Source organism: Ruegeria sp. BG5 (assembly GCF_056538425.1).
This window is the reverse complement of sequence record NZ_JBQFTC010000001.1, coordinates 1,387,112-1,403,023: the sequence shown is the minus strand read 5'-3', so window position 1 is coordinate 1,403,023 and position 15,912 is coordinate 1,387,112. Positions and strand designations below refer to the sequence as shown.

The following is a 15,912-nucleotide window of genomic DNA, read 5'->3' as shown; positions in this document are numbered from 1 at the left end:
ATAGATCATGGAACCACTTACCTGGACCGGCTCTATCGCCTTCCTCAACCCGCTTCTGGCGCTTGCACTGGGGCTGATGTTCCTGTCGATCATTGTCTGGATGCTGGCAAGCATCGTGCTGCCCGAAGACCAGATGACCGTGAACCCGGATGGCACGCTGACCTCAAGCTCGGGGCTGCGCAACATGATCCAGGGCGCGCTGCGCTACAGCTTTCTTGCAAGTGTCGGGATTGCCGTAGCCTATATCGTCCTAGGGATCGTGATGGGCACCGGCGCCGGCATCATCGGCGCGATATCGCAACAGTTCCTGCCGGTTTGGCTGTCACTGATCCTGCTTTATGCAATGTCGATCGCGTTCAAACGCAAGCTGGGTCTTTACGGCAAGCTGTTCGACAGCCCCATCGGCATGATCGGCTTTGGTCTGGTCATGTTCTGGGTGTTCACCGGGATCTTCGGAGCGCTTGATTTGATCGTCACCCATGACCCGCTGGCGCAGGTCTCGGGCATGAAGAACAAGGTGCCTGGAACCCCCCTGCCGGGTTCGGAAGAAGGCGCGTATTCCTGGTATCTGCTGGGCGGCGACAACCTGGCCCGCGATGTCTTTAGCCGTATGGTCAAAGGCGCGTGGATCGTGGTTCAGATCGCGCCACTGGCGACCATGTTTGCCTTCATGGTCGGCATTACGCTGGGTCTGCCCGCAGGATATTACGGTGGTCGTCTGGACACGTTCATCTCGTTCCTGGCCAACCTGATCCTGGCCTTCCCCGTGATCCTGCTATTCTACCTGCTGGTCACGCCCGAGATCGTGGCGACCGGGGTTCCGAACTACATGGCTGCCGTGCTGTTCGTGTTCCCGATCCTGTTCCTGGGTGTATTGCTGAACTCGCGCTACTACACGCGTCCCAATTTCCGCACACCGTTGCTGATCGGGGTGTTGGGGGTGACGATCTGGCTGTATCTGTCGCTGATCTCATCCGGCGGCTACATCATCGATACTGATGCCTATCGCATCTGGGGTCTGCCGACCTATCTGGACCTGTTCGATATTCCGGGCGGGATTCTGGTGGTGTTCGTCTCGGTGGTCTTCGTCAACTCACCCACGGTGTTCCGCATCGTGCGCGGTCTGGCGCTGGACATCAAGACACGCGATTATGTGGCGGCGGCGCAGACCCGTGGTGAAGGCCCGTGGTACATCATGCTGTGGGAAATCCTGCCCAACGCGCGCGGCCCGCTGATCGTCGATTTCTGTCTGCGCATTGGCTACACCACCATCCTGCTGGGGACCTTGGGTTTCTTCGGGCTGGGCCTGCCGCCGGAAAGCCCGGATTGGGGGTCGACGATCAACGAGGGGCGTAAGCTTCTGTCGATCTATCTGCACCCGGCCCTGCCGCCCGCGCTGGCGTTGTTGTCGCTGGTTCTTGGGTTGAACCTGCTGGCAGATGGTTTGCGCGAAGAAAGTCTGAAGGACTGATGTGATCTGTTCTGGGGGCGCTGCCCCCAGACCTCCGGGATATTTTTAGCCAGATGAAGGGGATCCCCGGACTCTCGCGAGGAGATACAAGATGAATAAACTGGCGGATTATGACGGTCCAATTCTGGAGATCGACAAGCTTTCGATTTCGTTCTTTACCCGTCTGCGTGAAATTCCTGCCGTGATGGATTTCTCGGTCAGCGTACAGCCCGGTGAGGCTGTGGGGCTGGTTGGTGAATCCGGGTGCGGTAAGTCCACCGTGGCCCTTGGCGTAATGCAAGATCTTGGCAAGAACGGCCGGATTGTCGGCGGCACGATCAAGTTCAAAGGGCGCGACCTGTCCGAGATGACCTCGGATGAATTGCGCGACATTCGCGGCAATGAAATCGCGATGATTTATCAGGAGCCGATGGCATCGCTGAACCCCGCGATGAAGATCGGCAAGCAACTGATGGAAGTGCCGATGATCCACGAGGGCGTCGGTGCCGAAGAGGCCTATGCCCGCGCGCTGGAGGTTGTCACCGACGTACGCCTGCCCGACCCCGAGCGGATGCTGAATTCCTTCCCGCATCAGTTGTCGGGCGGTCAGCAACAGCGGATCGTGATCGCGATGGCGCTGATGTCGAAGCCTGCGCTGCTGATCCTGGACGAGCCGACCACCGCGCTGGACGTGACGGTCGAGGCCGCCGTGGTGGAACTGGTCAAAGATCTGGGCAAGAAATACGGCACCTCGATGCTGTTCATTTCGCACAACCTGGGGCTGGTTCTGGAAACCTGCGACCGGTTGTGCGTGATGTATTCGGGCGAGGCGGTCGAGCGTGGCTCGATCAAGGATGTGTTCGACGAGATGCAGCACCCCTATACGCAGGCGCTGTTCCGCTCGATCCCCCTGCCCGGCGCGGACAAGAACGCACGCCCGCTTGTGGCCATTCCGGGGAACTTCCCCCTGCCACATGAACGCCCGCCGGGCTGTAACTTTGGCCCGCGCTGCGACTATTTCGAAGAGGGTCGCTGTGACGCGCAGAATATTCTGATGGAGGCTGTGCCGGGCAATGATCGCCACCACACGCGCTGTCTGAAGTTCAAGGAAATTGACTGGAATGCGCCCATTACCGTCGGCGAACAGAAAGAAAAGGCCGAGATCGGGCGCACGGTCCTGAAAATGGACAACCTCAAGAAATACTATGAGGTGGCGGCCAACGCCCTGTTCGGGGGCGGTGAAACCAAAGTTGTGAAAGCCAATGAGACGCTGAGCTTTGAGGCGCATGAATCCGAGACCCTCGCCATTGTGGGTGAATCCGGATGCGGCAAGTCCACCTTTGCCAAGGTGTTGATGGGGCTTGAGACGGCAACGGACGGTCAGATCCTTCTGGACAACCGCAATATCGAAGCGGTGCCTATTGAGGAGCGCGATGCCAAGACCGTGGGCGAGGTTCAGATGGTGTTCCAGAACCCGTTTGACACGCTGAACCCGTCGATGACGGTTGGGCGACAGATCATCCGGGCGCTGGAAATCTTCGGTGTCGGCAATTCCGAGGCCGAGCGAAAGCAACGGATGCTGGAACTGCTGGATCTGGTGAAACTGCCGCGTGCCTTCGCCGACCGAATGCCACGGCAATTGTCGGGCGGCCAAAAGCAACGCGTCGGTATCGCACGCGCCTTTGCAGGCGATGCACGGATCGTGGTTGCGGATGAACCCGTATCTGCGCTGGACGTGTCAGTACAGGCCGCAGTGACCGATCTGCTGATGGAGATTCAGCGCGAACACAAGACCACCTTGCTGTTCATCAGCCACGATCTGTCGATTGTCCGATACCTCAGCGACCGGGTGATGGTAATGTATCTGGGCCATGTGGTCGAGTTGGGGACAACCGATCAGGTCTTCTCGCCGCCCTATCACCCCTATACCGAGGCCTTGCTGAGCGCGGTTCCGATTGCGGATACTTCGATCGAGAAAGAGCATATCGTTCTGGAGGGCGATATCCCCTCGGCCATGAACCCGCCGCCGGGTTGCCCGTTCCAGACCCGCTGCCGCTGGAAGTCCGAAGTTCCGGACGGGCGATGCGAGTCGGATGTGCCACCGGTCAAGACACTGGCTGATGGGCATCAGGTGAAGTGCCATCTGGCCGACGAGGTTCTGGCCCGTATGGAACCGGTGATCAAAATCGCAGCGGAATAAACCCTGCAACACTGGAAAAAAGGGCCGGTTCAAGGACCGGCCCTTTCTTTTGCGCCCTGAGGCGGGGAAACCGTCAGATTACCGGCGCACTTGATTTGCGAGTGGTGGTTCTGCCGGTCCTTGTATCAACCGGTCATTACGTTGTTGCCGAAATGCATGAATTCCTGAGTCATGCCGCCAATCTCTCCGGCCTCAAGCGTCAGGCTCGCGCTGTCGAGCATTTTGTAGCTGGGCTGCGCCTTCACCCAGTCATCTGCCGATTGCAGCGTGGTCAGCGTGTAGGACGTGACCTCGTTCAGATAGTGGGTCGGAATGACAACCTTTGGTTTCAGCTTTGAGACGATGTCGTTGCCCTGCTGGTAGCTGAGGATATGCTCTGACCCATCGACCGGAAGGGTCAGCACGTCCACCTGCCCGATTGCATCCCAGAATTCCTGCGGCGGGTTATGGCGGTTGTCGCCCCAGATCAGCGTGCGGATGCCGCCGGTTTCGACCAGATAGACCACCATATCCATGTGGCCCACGTTGTTGGGCGGACAGGCTTCCACGCCAAACTCGGCCAGCGCATTGGTCCATTCGTACCAACCCGGTGCCACACAGGCGTGTTTGTCTGCAAAGCCGGTGATTTTGACATCGGCAAATTCGAAATGGCCGACCATCCGGTCCAAAACCATGGTCGAGCTTGGGCGCTCGATCGCGTCATGGTCAAAATGGGCGTGGGTCGACAGGGTTATGTCCACAGGGATCTGAGGGAACTCATTGCGGAACCACAAGCCCCAAGCACCCGACGGATCATCGCGCCACGGGTCGAACAGCACGGTCGCACCGTTGGGCGAGGTGATCTTGATCGCGCAATGCCCGTAATAGTCGATCCCGACCGTGCCTGTACTGGCCTGACCGGTCGAGCCTTGCAGGTCGATAACGTGGTTATTGTTGCCCGGCTGAAGCCAGGCTTGCGATTGCGCCTCGGCCGGTTTGCCGTTCAGCAGCGATGCGCCGACTCCGGCCGCGCCTGCCGCCATAAAGAAAGACCGGCGCGACAGGCCCTTGGCCAATCTGTCTTTCTGTCCGTTCAGGATTGTGGGCTTCAGATCTTTGCGATCCATCTTGTACCTCCTTGTTGGTCAGGCGCGCGTGCGGCGCACCTGATCGGAAGGGTAACAACAGGGGAACAACAGGCTCAGATCAGAAAAATCTGGGGGGAATATGGGGGCATTCCCCATATTCTATGTTCAGGAAATAGAAAGCAGATGACTGCGCAGATTCTGATCGCGCCCATCCAAGCCCAATTTCCGGCGAATGTTGTTGCGATGAAAATCGATGGTCGACGTCTCACGCGACAAGGCCCGCGCAATGTCTTTCGTCGTTTTCCCGGACATCACCAACTGCGCAATTTCGATCTCGGTCGGTGTCATGATCGAGAACGCATCGGACAGTTTGTCCGACAGCATCGAGGTCATATCCCTAAGGTTGCTTTCGGCCAGATCCAGATAAGCATGGGCCGCGCCGCCCTCGGGCAGATGTCCGCGCAGCTTGTCCAGATAGGGCAAGACCATCAGGCGCACCCGCTCGACAATATCCTGGTCATGGTCTTTGCGGTCATCATCGACGCTGGTCAGCAGAACGCGCAGGGCGGTGTTTGTTTCTTGCAATTCACGGGTGCGAGCCTGCACCCGGCTTTCCAGTTGCGCCAATGTTTGATTCAGCTTTTCTTCCAGCGCGCGACGCAGATAAACCTCTTGAATCAAAGCGAGATCGGATTCGACCATACGCGCGAATTGTGCCAGCCCTTCGCGAAACAACAGCGCGCGACGATTGCGGTGCCGGTCCAGAATGCAGATGGTTCCGAACACCGCCCCGTCCGGCCATTTCAGCGGCAATCCGATGTAAAAGGACATGCCGTGTTCCATGTCGTCATTACCGCTCCAGACGGGATCACAGGTGGCGTCCTCGACCACCAACTCGCTGTCCTGTTGCAACACGCCCTGACAATAAAGCTTGGGATTCAACTGAAAGTTCATCCCCACGGGATACGGATTCTGAGGGTGGTCCGAGGTGATCAGGACCGTATGATCCGGCGCATCCGTTTTCATGATCAGACTGGCAGGCACATCGGCAAGCTTGGCAACAAGGTCCACCAACCTTTGCCAATTGGCCTTTGTTTCAGCGGGGATTTCCGGTCGGTCTTGCAACATCGGCACCTGTTCGGGTCCTGAAAGATCGCCTACAGGTTAGGTCAGCGGTCATTGCCGGATCAAGGATCAGATCATGCCGCCTTGCAGCATCACCCGATCAGCCGCCCCAGATTACCTTCACGTAGTTCTGGGTTTCCTTGTAGGGTGGGATTCCGCCGTGCTTTTCAACCGCTTTCGGGCCAGCGTTATACGCCGCCAGCGCCAAAGGCCAGGATTTGAACTTGCGGTATTGCCAGGACAGATAGCGCGCGCCGCCTTCAAGGTTCTGCTTGGGATCATGCGGGTTCACGCCCAGCAACTTGGCGGTCTGAGGCATCAGCTGCGCCAGCCCCAACGCCCCCTTGTGAGATTTGGCATGCGGGTTCCAGCCGCTTTCCTGCTGCACCAGCCGCAGGAACAGATCTTCGGGGATGCTGTGCAACCGGGCCGCATCGCGCGCGAGGCTCAGGTATTCGCCCCGGTAGCTGCCGGTATAGCGCTTGTTCACCTTGACCCGCTCGGTCTTTGGTTTCAGGCGCTCGGAGCCGCGATACTGCGTTGCCGCCCTGCCATCCAATACTTTGGATTGTTTCAGAAAAATGTCCATCCGGCTTTTCGTGGACAACGTGTCCGCCTGCACAGATCCAGACAGCAACACAACGCCCAGAACCGTTAACCCAACACACACAGAACGCATGAAAGCCTATCCCGCTCGCTCAAAAATCAGTCGGAGTATAGGTATTCCAGTCAAAAATGAAAGCTTGGTAAAGACAGACGCAAGAATTCTTGCCGAACGTTGTCGTGATCAATCATGTTTTAACCAAGACGCAGGCGATATAGGGTCGCAAAGACATCCGGCGCCAGATTCGGCGCACTCAGATCAATACAGAACGGGGAAATACATGGCGGGTTCAGTCAACAAGGTCATTCTGGTCGGCAATCTTGGCCGCGATCCCGAGGTTCGGTCATTTCAGAACGGCGGCAAAGTGTGCAACCTGCGCATCGCCACCTCCGAGAACTGGAAAGACCGCAACACCGGTGAACGCCGGGAACGGACGGAATGGCACTCGGTTGCCATCTTCTCGGAACCGCTGGCCCGCATTGCCGAGCAGTATCTGCGCAAGGGCAGCAAGGTCTATATCGAAGGCCAGTTGGAAACGCGCAAATGGCAGGATCAATCGGGGCAGGATCGCTATTCGACCGAAGTGGTGCTGCGCCCCTATCGCGGTGAACTGACACTGCTGGACAGCCGCGGCGGTGAAGGCGGCGGCGGTGGCGGTTATGGCGGAGGACAGTCGGGCGGCTATGGCGGCGGTCAGGCCGGTGGCGGCTATGGCGACCCCTATGGTGGCCAATCCAGCGCCCCTGCCACTGCATCCGGCGGAATCGACGACGACGAGATTCCGTTCTAAGCGAAACGGAGTAAACACATGACATGGTCCTTCGCCCTCGGCCGGTTCCTCGGGTCCGAACTGAGGGTCCATGTCACCTTCTTCCTTTTGTTGGCCTGGGTCGGCTTTGCCGCCTACTCCAACGGTGGCTGGCCTGCGGTCATCGACAATCTGCTGTTTGTGCTGGCCCTGTTTGCCTGCGTTGTGGCGCATGAGTTCGGTCATGCCCTGATGGCCCGGCGCTTTGGCATCAAAACCCCCGATATAACGCTGTTGCCCATCGGCGGTCTGGCCCGTCTGGAACGGATGCCCGAAAAACCGATGCAAGAGGTCTGGGTGGCGCTGGCCGGGCCTGCGGTGAATATCGTCATTTGGTTGGTGTTGGTTCTGCTGGGCGCGGGCATATCGCCCGGTTCAGTCACTGATCTGGACTCGGCCAGTTTCGGGATCTTGCAACGGTTGGCCTATGTCAATCTGCTGCTGGCGGCCTTCAACATGATCCCGGCTTTCCCCATGGATGGGGGGCGCGTGGTCCGCGCCCTGTTGTGCCTCAGGATGGACCGGGTTCAGGCCACCCGCATTGCCGCATTCAGCGGGCAGATTGTTGCCATTGGATTGGGGTTCTGGGGCCTGAGCTCGGGCAATCCGATCCTTGTTCTGATTGCCGTTTTTGTGTTCATCGCAGCCAATGCCGAAAATCAGGACGTCGCCCTGCGATCCGTCGCGCGCCGTGTGCTGGCGCGGGATGCGATGATTACCGAGTTTCACGCGCTGTCGCCGCAGGACAGTTTGAACACCGCCGCCCAAGCCGTCATTCACACGACGCAGCACGAGTTTCCCGTCTTGGATACCGACGGGGCCTTGCTTGGCTTTGTCACGCGGGATCGTTTGTTTGCCGCGCTGGCGGGGGATCATCCCCGGTCGGACCCTGCGACCTCGATCATGGAGGGCGATATCCCTCAGGTTGGACTGACTACCGGCCTTGAGGCGGTTCTGAAAGGGCTGCACAAGGGTGCCCCGGCGATTGCTGTCACCAGCCGCACGGGTCGTATGATCGGCTATATCACGCGGGAAAACATCGGCGAATTGATGGTGATCCGGGGGCGTTAGAGCGTGCGACCTTGAACCCGAGACACGAAGACCCTGCCACGCCTAAGGCGCTCTTGGGCCATTCGTGTCGCATGGTGCTTCAGGTAAAAGATCGCACGCTCTTGTTTCAGGCTGTAGGCAACGCGTCCTGCAGCACCGACATCACCGCATCACGCGGCACATCCGATGTGACAAAGGCCTGACCGATCCCGCGCGCCAGAATAAAGCGCAACTGACCGTCAATGACCTTCTTATCCTGCGCCATCAGATCGACCAGAACCTCGGCGCCCGGAAGCTGTCCGGGAATGTCGGCCAGATCGGTTTTCATCCCCATCGCTTTCAGATGCGCCCGCACGCGGCTTGGATCTTCCTGAGAACACAGACCCAAACGGGACGATAGCTCGAACGCCAGCGCACAGCCGAGGGCGACACCCTCGCCGTGCAGCAGGCGGTCGGAATAGCCCGTCGCGGCCTCCAGCGCGTGACAGAAGGTATGGCCGAGGTTCAGCAGGGCGCGGTCGCCCTGCTCGGTCTCATCCCGCGCGACGATGTCAGCCTTCATCTGAACAGACCGGGTGACAGCGCGCACCCGTGCGGCCATATCACCGGATGAAACGTCGGGGCCGTTGGCCTCCAGCCATTCAAAGAACTCCGCGTCGCCCAGCAGGCCGTATTTGACCACCTCACCATAGCCAGACAGGAAATCCCGCTGCGTCATGGTCCCCAGAACCGAGGTATCGGCCAGCACCAGCGAGGGTTGATGAAACGCGCCAATCAGGTTCTTGCCTTGCGGCGCGTTGATCCCGGTCTTGCCACCCACCGAACTGTCGACCTGCGCCAGCAGCGAGGTCGGGATTTGCACAAACCGCACCCCGCGCCGCAGCACGGCAGCGGCAAAGCCAGCCAGATCGCCGATCACGCCGCCACCCAAGGCAACAATCACATCGCGCCGTTCGACCTTTTCGGCCAACAGCCATTCCACCGCGCGTTCGAAATGCGGCCAGCTTTTAGTCGCCTCACCTGCTGGAAGGGCCAGCGCCGACATCTCGATCCCGGCAGCGGCCAGACCGTCACGCAGCGCGTCCAGATGCAGCGCGGCGACTTTTTCATCGGTCAGAACCGCAACCTTCGGACGGTGCAGCAACGGGGCAATCCGCGCACCGGATTGCGCCAGCAGATCGGGGCCAATCTCGACATCATACGAGCGTTCGCCCAGTTCCACATGTACGGTTTGATGCATTTACTTCCGTTCCAAAACATCCGGGCGGGCCAACAGGGCCTCGACCACGCGGTCCACCATATTGTCGATCGAGGTCTCACCATCCGACTCGGCAATCAGATCAGCCTCGGCATAGACCGGCACGCGATCCTCGTACAGGGCCTTGAGCGTCGCATACGGGTCGGAAGTGCGCAGCAGCGGGCGGGTGTCCTTATGGCGCACCCGGTTCCACAGCACGTTCAGATCGGCCCGCAACCAGACCGAGGCCCCACGCTCGCTTATCATCACGCGGTTGCCTTCTGCCATGAACGCGCCGCCGCCGGTGGACAGAATGCCGCGTTCCTCATCCAGCAGACGGCCAATAACTTGCGTTTCCTTCTGGCGAAAAAACGGCTCACCATCCCGTTCGAAGATCTCGGGGATGGTCAAGTTGGCCGCCGATTCGATCTCGGCATCGCTGTCGAGAAACGGAACACCCAGCCGCGCGGCCAGGGCTCGGCCCACAGCCGTCTTCCCTGCCCCCATCATGCCGACAAGAACCACGGTTTTGTGCAGATCATATCGTGATCCCGTATCCGCCGGATGCGTGTTATGCTTAATTTCGCTCATTTCACCGTGAATGACGTGATCTTGGAAAAAATGCCAGTTATAACTTGGCCAAAATCAAAAATTGAGGCAGCGTGGCGCCATGGGTCGTCTGATCAAGTTCCTGATTTACTTAATTTGCCTGAGTTTCATCGGGCTGGTGGCCTATGCCTATATCGGCCCCTATTTCGGGGCGGATTTCTCGGCCCCGCAAACTGAAATCCGTGAACCGGTCACTCTGGATGTCGACTAAGCACATTGCGGTGGCATTGCTGCTGGCCGGGGCCGCGCAGGCGCAAGAGCCGCTGTCGGCTATCGAATGGCTGACCGAGCCGCCGGAAAACCTGCCCGGAACCGTCCTGCTGGAGCCGCCTGTCACCCAGAACGGGGTGCAGCCTCAGGTCGAGGTCACACCGCTTGAGGCGCTGTCGCAGCCGCTGGGTCTGGTGTCATCCACTGTCACCGGCTTGCCGGTTGATCTATGGCAGGGCAGCGACCCGGAACGTCTGTCCGAACTGATCGCGCGGGTGCCAGTCAAACATAACCCGGCCATGCAGCGGTTGCTGTTCACCCTGCTGCTGTCCGAAGCCCGCGCGCCCGCAGGTTCCGGCGCCGAAGAGGTTTTGCTACTGGCGCGCCTTGATCGGCTGATGCAATTGGGGGCCGCTGATCCGGCGCAATCGCTGGTGCAACTGGCTGGTCCCACGGATTCGCAGGCTCGGTTTCAACGCTGGTTCGATGCTACTCTACTGACCGGGGACGAAGACCGCAGTTGTACTGCCCTGATCGCGCAACCGCATCTGTCGCGTGATTATGCGGCACAGATTTTCTGCAAGGCCCGGCGGGGCGATTGGCCTTCGGCTGCGCTGACGCTGGAGGCCGCGCATGCGCTGAAAATCCTGCCGCAGGATGAGCTTGACGTGCTGGACCGTTTCCTGAGCCCGGAACTTTACGAAGACGCAGCGTATCTGCCGCAGCCCGAAGACCCGACGCCGCTCAGCTTCCGCCTGTTCGAAGCGATCGGGGAACGGTTGCCATCTGCCCCGCTGCCCCGCGCCTTTGCCAATGCAGACCTGCGCGATGTGGCCGGGTGGAAAGCCCAGATCGAGGCCGCCGAACGTCTGACGCGTATCGGTGCCCTGACGCCCAACCAGTTGCTGGGGCTTTATACCGAGCGGGACCCGGCTGCATCGGGCGCGGTCTGGGATCGGGTCGCGGCCATCCAGCAGTTCGAAAGCGCGCTGGACAGCGGCAATGCCGAAGCGATCGGAAAGACCCTGCCCCGCGCATGGGATCAGATGCGCAGTGTCGGGCTGGAAGTGCCATTTGCCGAGCTGTTCGCCGACCGGCTGGCCAACGTGACCCTGCCCGTTCCGGCCACGGACAACCTGCGCTGGCGCATTCTTATGCTGTCCGAGCAATACGAGCGGGCAGCCCTGACAACACCGGACAAATCAACCGAGGCTCAGTTCCTCGTGGCCCTTGCGCAAGGGGACCCCGGTCGCGCGGTCTCGCCCTCGCCGCTGGCTGATGCGGTGGCGCAGGGGTTCGAATGGGCCGCGCCTGTTCCGTCAGATATCGACGCCCTGCTGGAACAGGGCCAGTTGGGAGAGGCCATTCTGGAGGCCATGCAACTGTTCACCCATGGTGCACGCGGCAATCTGGTCGATCTGACAGCGGCCATTGCGGCCTTTCGGCACGTGGGGCTGGAAGACACCGCCAGACGCGCGGCGCTGAACCTTCTGATCCTGCAGGGGTGACGGTCATGGGTGGACCAGCCTCGCAAGAATTGTGGATCTCGACCTTTTTGCAGGCGCAAGCGGCCGAGTTGGGGGCCGCAACCAACACTCTGCTGGCCTATGGGCGAGACCTGAAGGATTTCGCCGCGTGGTTGGAGCACCGAAACATAACGTTCGAACAGGCTGATCGCGACCAGATTGAAGGGTATCTCATCGATTGCGATGCACAGGGGTTGTCGAAATCCACTCGGGCGCGGCGGCTTTCGGCGATCAAGCAATTGTATCGGTTCGCATTCGAGGAAGGCTGGCGCGAGGCCGATCCCGCCATTCAGATCAAAGGCCCCGGACGGACCAAGAAACTGCCCAAAACGCTGGACGTGCCCGAGGTCGACCGGCTGCTGGAAGCCGCCCGCAATACCGGGCGCACCGAAGCCGACCGCGTGCGCAATTCCTGTTTGATGGAGTTGCTATATGCCACCGGCATGCGCGTGACCGAGCTGGTCTCACTGCCGGTCTCATCAGCGCGGGGTGATCCGCGCATGTTGCTGGTGCTGGGCAAAGGCGGCAAGGAACGCATGGTGCCGTTGTCGCCCCCAGCCCGCGAGGCACTTTCGGAATGGCTGAGAATGCGGGACGAAGCCGAAGACAAGATGGTCGAAAAAGGCGGGCAGCGATCCAGGTTCCTGTTCCCGTCGCGTGGCAAATCCGGCCATCTGACGCGGCACCGGTTCTTCCTGCTGGTCAAGGAACTGGCGGTTCAGGGCGGTGTATCGCCCGAAAAGGTCACGCCCCACACTCTGCGCCACGCCTTTGCCACCCATCTGCTGGCCAACGGGGCCGATCTGCGCTCGATCCAGACGCTGCTGGGCCATGCCGATGTTGCCACAACCGAGATCTACACCCACGTTCTGGACGAAAGGCTTGCGGAACTGGTGTTAGAGCATCACCCGCTGGCGAAAGACCCCGGCGACAAGGGCTAAACCCTTGATCCATAGGGGCAGCATCCCCATAACGGATGCAGAAACACGAACAACCAAGGACCGATGGAACCCACATCCTCTCTGATCGACGGCGCATTCTGGTTAACCTCGGGCGCTATCCTGCTTTTGCTATTCCTGTCTGGCTTTTTCTCCGGCTCTGAAACGGCACTTACAGCGTCATCGCGCGGTAAGTTGCGCGCGCAGGCCGACAAGGGCTCGCGCGGGGCCAAGAAGGCGCTGGAAATCACCGACGATAATGAGCGTCTGATCGGATCGGTCCTGCTGGGCAACAACCTTGTGAACATTCTGGCGGCCTCGCTGGCCACGGCCCTGTTCACGCGCCTGTTCGGTGAAAGCGGCGTGGCACTGGCGACGCTGGTCATGACCCTGCTGGTTCTGATCTTCGCTGAGGTCTTGCCGAAAACCTACGCCATCACAAACTCGGAAAAAGCGGCCGCAGCCGTTGCCCCGATCATCAGCGTGGTGGTAACGGTGTTTTCGCCCATCGTCGCGGCGGTTCGGCTTTTGGTGCGGGCTGTTCTGCGCCTGTTCGGGGTGCAGATCGACCCCGACAGCAACATCCTTGCCGTGCGCGAGGAAATCGCTGGTGCTTTGCAACTGGGTCACTCCGAAGGTGTCGTCGAAAAGGAAGACCGCGACCGCATTCTGGGCGCGCTGGATCTGGGCGACCGGGTTGTGGAAGAGATTATGCTCCACCGTTCGAACATCGAGATGATCGATGCAGACGCAGCGCCCGAGGCGATCCTGAAGCAATGTCTGGAAAGCCCTCATACCCGCCTGCCCGTCTTTCGGGATGAGCCCGAGAATATCGTCGGTGTGGTCCACGCCAAAGACCTGTTCCGCGCCATGTACGCGCAGGTTGGTGGGGCCGACGGCGATGCGGACCGGCTAAAGTCCTTCGATATCGCAAGGGTCGCCAATGACCCGTATTTCGTGCCGGAAACGACCACTCTGGACGACCAGATGCGAGAGTTCCTGCGCATGCACAGCCATTTTGCGCTGGTTGTGGACGAATACGGCTCGCTGCGTGGTCTGATCACGCTTGAGGATATTCTGGAAGAGATCGTCGGCGAGATTGCCGATGAGTTCGACCTTGAAGAAGAGGTTCCGGTCACCCGAACCGATGATGGCCAGTATCTGGTCGAAGGGGCGATGACGATCCGCGACGTGAACCGCGCGTTGGATTGGTCCCTGCCGGACGAAGAGGCCAACACACTGGCCGGGCTTGTCATTCACGAGGCGCAGATGATCCCGGTGGTGGGTCAGGTCTTCTCGTTCCACGGCTTCCGGTTCGAGGTCACGGCCCGTGAGGGCAATCGGGTAACGGGCCTGAAAATCCGCCCGCTGTAACCAGCCGAAAGAAAAACCGGCGCCCGATCACAGGGCGCCGGTTCTGTTTAAGGGGTTACGCAAACCAGGTCCGGCTTGCGACATAACCGTCCATCAGGTCGCCATTGGCATGCGCGGCCCAGCCGGTCACCTTGTCCGAATAGCCGTCGATGAACTGGTTGAACATCGGATTGATCAGACCGCCTTCTTCCCAAACGATCCGGGCCATTTGGCCGTAGATTTCCTTGCGCTTGGTCTCGTCCAGTTCGGCACGGGCTTTCAGCAGCAGCGCGTCGAATTCTTCGTTCTTGAAATGGGTGTCGTTCCAATCGGCAGTCGATAGGTAGCCAACCGACCACATCTGATCCTGCACAGGACGCCCGCCCCAATACGAGGCACAGAACGGCTTGTTGTTCCACACTTCCGACCAGTAACCATCTGCAGGCTCACGCTGGATTTCCAGCGGAATACCGGCCTCTTGAGCCGACAACTGGAACAGCTGCGCCGCGTCGACCGCACCGGCAAAGGCACCGTCCGAGACATGCAGAACGATAGGAGAGCCGTCATGGCCCGACGCCTTGTAATGCTCGGCAGCCTTGGCCAGATCGAACTGGCGTTGCTCCATCGTGCCGTCGAACAGCGGATAGGCTTCGTTGATCGGAATGTCATTGCCGACCGAGCCGTAGCCACGCAGCACCTTGTCGACCAGTTCCTCGCGGTTGATCGCGTATTTCAGCGCCAGACGCAGGTCTTTGTTGTCGAACGGCGCGGTGTCGCAATGCATGACAAAGATGTAATGCCCACGGCCCGAGGTTGCGTTGATGGTCACACCGGGCGCGCGACCGAACAGTTTTGCGGTGCGCGGCGGCACGATGTTGATCGCGTGCACCTGACCGGCCTGCAACGCGGCCGAGCGGGCGGTGTCGTCGTTCAGAACCAGAATCTCGTGGCTGTCGAAATGGCCGACACTGTCATCCCAATGGTTCGCAAACTTCTCGAACGCGTAGCGAATACCGGGCTCATCCGCGACCACCTTGTAGGCACCGGTCGAGATCCCCTCGGCCGGGTTGTCCATGCCACCGCCCGGCTGCATGATCAGGTGGTAGTCGGACATCAGGTAAGGAAGGTCCGCGTTGGGGGTGGTCAAGCTGATCACGACATTGTCGCCATCGACGTGAATATCCTCGATCCCGCGCATGATCCCCAGCGCACCGGACTGCGACTCTTCGTTTGAATGACGCGCAAGGGTCAGTTGCACGTCTTCGGGTGTCAGGGTCTTGCCGTTGTGGAACTCGACCCCTTTGCGAATGCGGAAGGTCCAGTCTTTGGCGTCTTCAGACGCCTCCCAGCTTTCAGCGATGCTGGGCTCAAGCCCACCATCAGCCGAGACAACGGTCAACGTGTTGCCAAAGGCCCGCAGCGCCTTGGCGGTCACATGCGAAGCCGACAGCGCCGGGTCCAGCGTGTTGGTGCTTTCGCCGCCCTTCAGGCCCAACACGAAGTGGCCGCCCTTCTTGGGGGTATCCGCCAGACCGGCCTCGGCCCAGATCAGGTTTGCCGCAGCGGCGCTCAGGCCCAATGCGCCTGCTTTTGCCATGAATTCACGGCGGCTCAGCGACAGCGGTTTGAGGTCAAACTTGCTCATCTCATTTTCCTTGTTGAGTGTTTCAGGAGGGATCCAGTCGGCGCGGCAGTTAGCTTGATTCTGTAACAGCCTTGTGACCGCTTTTGTCTG

14 protein-coding genes are annotated in these 15,912 nt (G+C 59.9%); 8 read left to right on the top strand and 6 right to left on the bottom strand.

Features of this window, described 5'->3' with window-relative positions:
- Nucleotides 1–7: 7 nt before the first annotated feature.
- Entirely contained in the window at nucleotides 8–1,471 is a 1,464-nt protein-coding gene (locus ACR0KX_RS06455; protein ID WP_170630167.1) for an ABC transporter permease, read from the top strand.
- A gap of 91 nt (nucleotides 1,472–1,562) precedes the next feature.
- Entirely contained in the window at nucleotides 1,563–3,650 is a 2,088-nt protein-coding gene (locus tag ACR0KX_RS06450; RefSeq protein ID WP_170451195.1) for an ABC transporter ATP-binding protein, read from the top strand.
- A gap of 125 nt (nucleotides 3,651–3,775) precedes the next feature.
- On the opposite strand, the gene ACR0KX_RS06445 is transcribed toward ACR0KX_RS06450, so the two are convergent.
- From ACR0KX_RS06445 to ACR0KX_RS06435, 3 genes are all read right to left on the bottom strand, one after another.
- Entirely contained in the window at nucleotides 3,776–4,756 is a 981-nt protein-coding gene (locus ACR0KX_RS06445) for an MBL fold metallo-hydrolase (protein ID WP_170621703.1), read from the bottom strand.
- Nucleotides 4,757–4,882: 126 nt separating this feature from the next.
- The gene (locus ACR0KX_RS06440; RefSeq protein WP_170621702.1) at nucleotides 4,883–5,845 is read right to left on the bottom strand and encodes a LuxR C-terminal-related transcriptional regulator; all 963 of its coding nucleotides are present in this window, start codon (nucleotides 5,843–5,845) and stop codon (nucleotides 4,883–4,885) included.
- A 97-nt stretch (nucleotides 5,846–5,942) separates the two neighbouring features.
- On the bottom strand, nucleotides 5,943–6,521 hold the full coding sequence (locus tag ACR0KX_RS06435; protein WP_170621701.1) for a lytic transglycosylase domain-containing protein: 579 nt from the start codon (nucleotides 6,519–6,521) through the stop codon (nucleotides 5,943–5,945).
- Between the two features lie 205 nt (nucleotides 6,522–6,726).
- Here ACR0KX_RS06435 and ssb point away from each other — a divergent pair, with 205 nt between their 5' ends.
- Nucleotides 6,727–7,236, top strand: coding sequence for a single-stranded DNA-binding protein (ssb, locus tag ACR0KX_RS06430; protein ID WP_170734614.1), 510 nt, complete (start codon nucleotides 6,727–6,729; stop codon nucleotides 7,234–7,236).
- An 18-nt stretch (nucleotides 7,237–7,254) separates the two neighbouring features.
- Nucleotides 7,255–8,325 carry a site-2 protease family protein gene (locus tag ACR0KX_RS06425; protein WP_170630170.1) on the top strand — a complete coding sequence of 357 codons (1,071 nt, stop codon included), beginning with the start codon at nucleotides 7,255–7,257 and terminating at the stop codon, nucleotides 8,323–8,325.
- A gap of 106 nt (nucleotides 8,326–8,431) precedes the next feature.
- Here the strand turns inward: ACR0KX_RS06425 and aroB are convergent, their stop codons facing one another.
- Together aroB and ACR0KX_RS06415 are read right to left on the bottom strand one after the other, a co-directional pair.
- Nucleotides 8,432–9,544: a 3-dehydroquinate synthase gene (gene aroB / locus ACR0KX_RS06420; protein ID WP_480708100.1), complete on the bottom strand. Its 1,113-nt coding sequence runs from the start codon at nucleotides 9,542–9,544 to the stop codon at nucleotides 8,432–8,434.
- Nucleotides 9,545–10,132: a shikimate kinase gene (locus ACR0KX_RS06415; protein ID WP_480708098.1), complete on the bottom strand. Its 588-nt coding sequence runs from the start codon at nucleotides 10,130–10,132 to the stop codon at nucleotides 9,545–9,547.
- Nucleotides 10,133–10,211: 79 nt separating this feature from the next.
- Here ACR0KX_RS06415 and ACR0KX_RS06410 point away from each other — a divergent pair, with 79 nt between their 5' ends.
- The 4 genes from ACR0KX_RS06410 to ACR0KX_RS06395 all read left to right on the top strand — a co-directional run bounded on the left by ACR0KX_RS06410 (nucleotide 10,212) and on the right by ACR0KX_RS06395 (nucleotide 14,198).
- Complete coding sequence (locus ACR0KX_RS06410; RefSeq protein ID WP_170451211.1) at nucleotides 10,212–10,361, top strand: hypothetical protein; 150 nt, start codon at nucleotides 10,212–10,214, stop codon at nucleotides 10,359–10,361.
- The gene (locus ACR0KX_RS06405) at nucleotides 10,351–11,868 is read left to right on the top strand and encodes a hypothetical protein (RefSeq protein ID WP_170621698.1); all 1,518 of its coding nucleotides are present in this window, start codon (nucleotides 10,351–10,353) and stop codon (nucleotides 11,866–11,868) included. Before ACR0KX_RS06410 ends, ACR0KX_RS06405 begins: the two co-directional genes overlap by 11 nt.
- Nucleotides 11,869–11,873: 5 nt before the next feature.
- Nucleotides 11,874–12,827 (top strand): tyrosine recombinase, encoded by a 954-nt coding sequence (locus ACR0KX_RS06400; RefSeq protein WP_480708096.1) that lies wholly within the window; start codon nucleotides 11,874–11,876, stop codon nucleotides 12,825–12,827.
- 63 nt (nucleotides 12,828–12,890) lie between these two features.
- Complete coding sequence (locus ACR0KX_RS06395; protein ID WP_170518159.1) at nucleotides 12,891–14,198, top strand: HlyC/CorC family transporter; 1,308 nt, start codon at nucleotides 12,891–12,893, stop codon at nucleotides 14,196–14,198.
- A gap of 55 nt (nucleotides 14,199–14,253) precedes the next feature.
- Here ACR0KX_RS06395 and ACR0KX_RS06390 read toward each other — a convergent pair whose 3' ends face one another.
- On the bottom strand, nucleotides 14,254–15,822 hold the full coding sequence (locus ACR0KX_RS06390) for an ABC transporter substrate-binding protein (RefSeq protein ID WP_170621696.1): 1,569 nt from the start codon (nucleotides 15,820–15,822) through the stop codon (nucleotides 14,254–14,256).
- Between the last annotated feature and the right edge of the window lie 90 nt (nucleotides 15,823–15,912).

What these genes read in the sequence shown, in the direction of transcription:
- ACR0KX_RS06410 (WP_170451211.1), top strand. Translation starts at nt 10,212, where the DNA reads ATGGGTCGTCTGATCAAGTTCCTGATTTACTTAATTTGCCTGAGTTTC.
- ACR0KX_RS06400 (WP_480708096.1), top strand. Translation starts at nt 11,874, where the DNA reads ATGGGTGGACCAGCCTCGCAAGAATTGTGGATCTCGACCTTTTTGCAG.
- ACR0KX_RS06425 (WP_170630170.1), top strand. Translation starts at nt 7,255, where the DNA reads ATGACATGGTCCTTCGCCCTCGGCCGGTTCCTCGGGTCCGAACTGAGG.
- ACR0KX_RS06405 (WP_170621698.1), top strand. Translation starts at nt 10,351, where the DNA reads ATGTCGACTAAGCACATTGCGGTGGCATTGCTGCTGGCCGGGGCCGCG.
- ssb (WP_170734614.1), top strand. Translation starts at nt 6,727, where the DNA reads ATGGCGGGTTCAGTCAACAAGGTCATTCTGGTCGGCAATCTTGGCCGC.
- ACR0KX_RS06440 (WP_170621702.1), bottom strand. Translation starts at nt 5,845, where the DNA reads ATGTTGCAAGACCGACCGGAAATCCCCGCTGAAACAAAGGCCAATTGG.
- ACR0KX_RS06395 (WP_170518159.1), top strand. Translation starts at nt 12,891, where the DNA reads ATGGAACCCACATCCTCTCTGATCGACGGCGCATTCTGGTTAACCTCG.
- ACR0KX_RS06390 (WP_170621696.1), bottom strand. Translation starts at nt 15,822, where the DNA reads ATGAGCAAGTTTGACCTCAAACCGCTGTCGCTGAGCCGCCGTGAATTC.
- ACR0KX_RS06445 (WP_170621703.1), bottom strand. Translation starts at nt 4,756, where the DNA reads ATGGATCGCAAAGATCTGAAGCCCACAATCCTGAACGGACAGAAAGAC.
- ACR0KX_RS06435 (WP_170621701.1), bottom strand. Translation starts at nt 6,521, where the DNA reads ATGCGTTCTGTGTGTGTTGGGTTAACGGTTCTGGGCGTTGTGTTGCTG.
- ACR0KX_RS06455 (WP_170630167.1), top strand. Translation starts at nt 8, where the DNA reads ATGGAACCACTTACCTGGACCGGCTCTATCGCCTTCCTCAACCCGCTT.
- aroB (WP_480708100.1), bottom strand. Translation starts at nt 9,544, where the DNA reads ATGCATCAAACCGTACATGTGGAACTGGGCGAACGCTCGTATGATGTC.
- ACR0KX_RS06450 (WP_170451195.1), top strand. Translation starts at nt 1,563, where the DNA reads ATGAATAAACTGGCGGATTATGACGGTCCAATTCTGGAGATCGACAAG.
- ACR0KX_RS06415 (WP_480708098.1), bottom strand. Translation starts at nt 10,132, where the DNA reads ATGAGCGAAATTAAGCATAACACGCATCCGGCGGATACGGGATCACGA.